This window comes from Arthrobacter sp. (assembly GCF_031179385.1).
Taxonomy (GTDB): Bacteria; Actinomycetota; Actinomycetes; order Actinomycetales; family Micrococcaceae; genus Arthrobacter_D.
The window spans coordinates 1-4,997 of the sequence record NZ_JAPSHV010000157.1 but is presented as its reverse complement, the minus strand read 5'-3'; the positions used below and the strand labels follow the sequence as shown (position 1 = coordinate 4,997).

At 64.6% G+C, this 4,997-nt stretch carries 5 protein-coding genes; 3 read left to right on the top strand and 2 right to left on the bottom strand.

The genetic code is table 11. The features are described from left to right. Positions 1-28: 28 nt before the first annotated feature. Positions 29-1,225: an ROK family transcriptional regulator gene (locus RIF85_RS14490; protein ID WP_309072606.1), complete on the bottom strand. Its 1,197-nt coding sequence runs from the start codon at positions 1,223-1,225 to the stop codon at positions 29-31. Between the two features lie 163 nt (positions 1,226-1,388). On the opposite strand from RIF85_RS14490, the gene RIF85_RS14485 reads away from it, so the two are divergent. Continuing rightward, positions 1,389-3,041 (top strand): ATP-binding protein, encoded by a 1,653-nt coding sequence (locus tag RIF85_RS14485; RefSeq protein ID WP_309072605.1) that lies wholly within the window; start codon positions 1,389-1,391, stop codon positions 3,039-3,041. Between the two features lie 261 nt (positions 3,042-3,302). Then, a complete protein-coding gene (locus RIF85_RS14480) occupies positions 3,303-4,055 on the top strand; it encodes a response regulator transcription factor (RefSeq protein WP_309072604.1) in 753 nt (250 codons plus the stop codon). Between the two features lie 14 nt (positions 4,056-4,069). On the opposite strand, the gene RIF85_RS14475 is transcribed toward RIF85_RS14480, so the two are convergent. Then, on the bottom strand, positions 4,070-4,579 hold the full coding sequence (locus RIF85_RS14475; RefSeq protein WP_309072603.1) for a hypothetical protein: 510 nt from the start codon (positions 4,577-4,579) through the stop codon (positions 4,070-4,072). 149 nt (positions 4,580-4,728) lie between these two features. On the opposite strand from RIF85_RS14475, the gene RIF85_RS14470 reads away from it, so the two are divergent. Continuing rightward, positions 4,729-4,997 (top strand): GntR family transcriptional regulator (locus RIF85_RS14470; RefSeq protein ID WP_309072602.1); only part of this gene is annotated, 269 nt, incomplete at its 3' end.

Genomic DNA, 4,997 nt, shown 5'->3' with positions numbered 1-4,997 from the left:
CGGAAGTCTCCGACAGGAAGAAACCAGGTCAGCGGGCGAGCATCAACCGGTCAGCCCGAGGCCCAAGCGTCCGCTCCAGCAGGAGACATGCCGCGCCGACTGCGGCAACATCGTCGCCGATACCGGTGGACACCACTTCCACCGGATGGATGCTTCGTGCCGCGCGGAAGTCCAACAACGACGACGGCACAACCTCAAGGTAGCGGCTCGCCAACGGCGCCCAGAACGGGCCGCCGAACACCACACGGTCAACATCGAGCAGGTTGGCGAGCACGGAGACGGCCCGTGCGGTGCGGACCGCAGCCCGCGTGATGATGTCGCACGCCAGCGTGTTTCCCGCATCGGCAGCGGCGCACAACTGTCGGAGCCCGTCGGCAACATCACCGTTGCGGTGCCGTTCCTCGCTGAGCACTCCGAGCTGCTCTGCTTCCCGCACCAGCGACTGCGGATCACACGTCACGGCGATGCAGCCCCGCATGCCGCATGCGCACTCGGGCCCGTTGGGGTCCGTGACGATATGGCCGATCTCTCCGGCATTCCCTGAGGTTCCGCGCAGCACCTCGCCGTCGACCACGATGCCGCTGCCGATACCGGTGCCGATGTAGATGAAGACAAAACTCTGGGTGCTTTCGTGCCCGCCTCCCCAGATCTCCGCGACGGCCGCCGCAGTCACATCCTTCTCGACGAAGACGGGCATGTCGGTTGCCTCTGCGAGCGCGTCACGCAGCGGAACACGGTGCCAGCCGAGCAGAAGCGGAGGGTCGACGACGGTGCCCGCCGGCTGATCGATCGGCCCAGGAGGTGCCACTCCGATCCCCTCGATACGCGCCGGGTCCACCTCCGACTCGGCCAGCAGTGCATGAACCTCGCCTGCGATGGCGCCGATGATCTCGCCGGGCTCGGTGTTCAGCGGCGTTTCACGCACCCGGCGCTGCACCACCACGCCCATCAGGTCCATCAGCACCACGGTCATCAGCGCCGGGTCGAGATGCACTCCAACGGCATACCGGCCTGACGGGTTGATGCGCAGAATAGTCCGCGGCTTGCCGGGTCCGGTACCGGATTTTCCGGCCTCCACGATGAGGTCCTCGGCCAGCAGCCGCCGGGTGATGTTCGAGACCGCCTGAGGCGAAAGGCCGATCAGGTCAACCAGTTCGACCCTGCTCAAGCCCTCGGCGGAACGACGAATGGCATCGAGAATGACACTCTGGTTGAAATCCCCCATCCGGGGGAGATTGGTGCCACGGCGCACGTGCAAGCCTTTCCATCAGGGCGACTGATGCCTGATCCTACCGCCACTTCTCGGCACAGGGCCCGGCACGTGGCTAGACTCGGCAGAACCTGCTAGAAACACAAACGGTCTGGTATTCAAAACAAGGGGACGAGTCTTGAGCGCAACTGGTGAGCTCGATACTGCTGCGGGCGCTGCCCTCGTGGTGGACTCGGATGTCGACCTGCTCAGCGAGATCGCATGTGGTCTGCGCTCGGCCGGTTTTCGGGTTGCCGCACACAGCACGGTCAACGCGGCAATAGAGGCGGCCCGCGAGCGAACGGCTGATGTCGCCGTCGTCGGCGCGGAAATTGCGCTGGAGTACCTGGCGACCATCGCAAAGGAAGCGGACCATCTGCTGCCGCGGACCATCCCGGTGGTGCTGACGGCGAAGTCAGCCGAACAGGTGACATCCCATCCCGAGCTGGCCATGCGTTCCAGCGACTACCTGCTGCTTCCGGTCGACCCGGATGAGCTGCTGCACCGGGTCAACACTGCCATCCACCGCAACCGGCTCCGCGAGGAGCGCCGGCTTGAATCTTCGCTCCTGCGTGACCGGGTGCGGCGCATTTCGGATGAGATCCGCCAGACCAATGAGCCGTCAGAGATGGTCGAGACAGTGCTGAGTGGGGTGGGAGAAGCCCTCGGGGCGGAAGAGGTGACCCTGCACCTTTTCGAGGATGCGCGCATCTCGAGCGGCTCAGCGCGCTGGCAACGAGGTGGCGAGAGCACTGAGCCAACCAACCTCGCCGAACTTCAGGAGGAACTGCGGGTTCTCGGCACCGAGCTGTGGCGGACGTCGGGCTCGCTCGCCGTGGCAGCAGGGCAGCTCGATGAGGTGCCGGCCGAACTTCACCGGATCCACGCCCGCATGGAAGGGTTCTCGCGGAGCGGCCTGCTGCTGCCCATCGGGGAAGGCTCCTCCGTCTTCGGGGTGCTCTGGGTTGCCGCCGACCGGGGACGCCGCAAATGGTCCAGCGCAGAAATCGCCCTCCTGCAACACCTGCTGGGCAATCTTGCCCACGGCATGGTCCAGGGCCAGCTGATCATCGGGCAGCAGCAGGTGGTGGATCGGCTCCGCGAGCTCGACGCCGCCAAGGACGGCTTTGTGGCGACGGTCCATCACGAACTGCGCACTCCCCTGTCCTCAATCCTCGGGTACATCGAACTGCTCGAGGACGGCGACGGCGGTGAACTGCCCGCGCAGGCCCGGAAGATGCTGCGGATCATTGAACGCAACGGCCAGCGCCTGAGCACTCTGGTGGAAAACGTCCTGGCGCTGTCAGTGCTCGACGCCGGCAGCACACTCGCGACATCCCCCATCGACGTGGTGCACCTCATCGATTCGGTGGTCGCGGATTTGTTGCCGCTCAGTGCCACGAAGCGCGTATCCTTCGAGCTTGTTCCAACGGAGACGCCGCACGTTGTCAGCGGAATGTGGGAATTGCTGGAGCGGGTTTTCGTGAACGTGCTGTCCAACGCGGTGAAATTCTCACCCGACGACGGAGTAGTCACCGTGCGCTTTCTGTCCGACGACAGCATGGTGCGCGCATGTATCGAAGACTCTGGGATGGGTATCCCCGCTGACGAACTCCCCCGCCTGCTCGACCGCTTCTATCGGGCGTCCAACTCCGTCTCGGCGGAGATACCGGGCACGGGCCTGGGGCTTTCCATCGCCGCACAGGCCGTCGAACGGCACGGCGGGAAGCTCTCCATCGAGTCCGAGCTCGGTGTGGGAACCAAGGTCACCGTCGAATTGCCGCGCGCATGAACGGGCGCACTCACGCGGTTCGCGGATCGGGAGACTGCGACGGTGACCGAAGGAACGCTACGCTGCTGAACATTCCTCCGGCCACCGTCCGGACGGCAGAAGATTCCACCTCTCAGTGGCTTGTCCCCGGACGAACAAGACCTACCTCTTCAGTGTGGCCCACCAAACTCAAGGAACCGTGCGGCTGGCCATCAAGATTTAGGCAAGACATTTGTATGCCCCGGCTCCCCGTAGGCGCCGTCGTCTGGCAAGGTACTAACTATGGGTACTGAATCTTTCGAGCGCACGGCAGTTGTGGTTGAAGACGATTCAGATATCCGCGAACTCCTGGTCCTGACCCTGTCCATGGTCGGCTTCAACATCATTGAGACGGCCAGCGGGCGTGACGCGCTTGCTCTGGTGCGCGAGCATCGGCCGGACCTTGTCACCCTCGATCTGAACCTGCCGGACCTCGACGGCATGGAGGTCTGCCGTCAGTTGCGTCCGGAGACAGACGCCTACATCGTCATGATCACGGCGCGCGTCGAGGAGATTGAACGCGTGCTGGGCCTGGAGATCGGCGCGGACGATTTCATCGTCAAGCCCTTCAGCCCCCGAGAAGTCAGGGCGCGGGTGGCGGCCATGTTCCGGCGTCCGCGGTCGTTCGTCGACGGTGAGTCGGCCCCGGGTGAGGGGGCCGCAACGACCAAGGCAGCGGAAGCCGACGGTGACGTCGTCGTGCATGGCGCCCTGTCAGTGGATGTCGAGGGGCGGGTAGCCCGGCTCAACGATGAAGAACTGCCGCTGACGAAAATCGAATTCGACCTGCTGGCCACGCTGATCACCGGATCGCGTCGGGTATGGACCCGTGAAACCCTGCTCGAGCGCGTGTGGGGTGAAGGCTGGACCGATGACCACCACCTGGTGGAAGTGCACATCCGGAACCTGCGGAAAAAGCTCGGCGAGGATACCCGGGAGCCACGCTTCATCAAGACCGTGCGCGGCGTCGGCTACCGGATGATGCCGGTCGACTAGAGTCAGCTGCCCGGCTAGCGCCGGGTGGGATGGCCCGTGTCGCTGGACTCGGCCAGGTAGCTCAGGAACCGCTCCGACTCGCGGTTGAGCGTCGGCAGGCAGGCGGTGCTGCGGCCGCCCCTCACGTCGGCGAGGCACTGGGCCACGACATACTGCAGGCGGGGTGCGCCGACCATGGTTGATCCGACGTTGAGGCTGAGCAGTGTGGCTACGGCTGCTTCGTGGTTCCTGGATTCCACCTCAGTGGTAAGGGTTGCGATCCGCTGCGGCAGAAGCCGGGCGAAGTTGTCGCGATATCGCAGTGCATCGCTCACTGCGGACAACTCGCTGGCCAACTGCGCAATGACTTCGGGACGGTGCACGGGGAGATTTTCGGGCACCCGGACGGCCGGTCCACGGAGCGGCGCCGCTGCTGCGGAGATCGACCAGTTCAGCTTGCTCTTCAGCCAGGTCACCTCACTCGCTCCCAACCCGTCGAAGAATTTAACCTCCGGACCGGCGAACGGTCCGATCCGGAGGAGCATCAGTCCACTCTGGACCACGGACCTCAAGCCACCAATCGCTTTTGAGCGAAGCTTTCCTCAAGAATGGGACTCCAGGTCATCCGGATCGGGTGCTGTGTTGAACTAGAGTCGTCAGGGAGTTCGGCGAGCGGCAACGGAAGGACTCGTACATGGCCGGCACATCGCCCAAGCGGCCGCCCACCGCACAGGCTTTCGCATTGGCCGAACTGCGCCGCATGATCATCGCCGGCGAAGTCCAGCCAGGAGAACCGCTGCGGCAGGATGCGCTTGCTGAGCGGTTGGGCGTCAGCCGCGTGCCGCTGCGTGAGGCGTTCAAGATCCTCGAGGGCGAGGGGCAGATCGTGTACCAGCCGCACCGGGGTTTCAAGGTTGCCCGGCTGTCGCTCGCCGATCTGCTGGAGACCTACCGCATCCGCCA

Excerpts from the sequence above, each read along its gene's own strand:
- RIF85_RS14490 (WP_309072606.1), bottom strand. The coding sequence starts at position 1,225 with ATGGGGGATTTCAACCAGAGTGTCATTCTCGATGCCATTCGTCGTTCC.
- RIF85_RS14480 (WP_309072604.1), top strand. The coding sequence starts at position 3,303 with ATGGGTACTGAATCTTTCGAGCGCACGGCAGTTGTGGTTGAAGACGAT.
- RIF85_RS14475 (WP_309072603.1), bottom strand. The coding sequence starts at position 4,579 with ATGCTCCTCCGGATCGGACCGTTCGCCGGTCCGGAGGTTAAATTCTTC.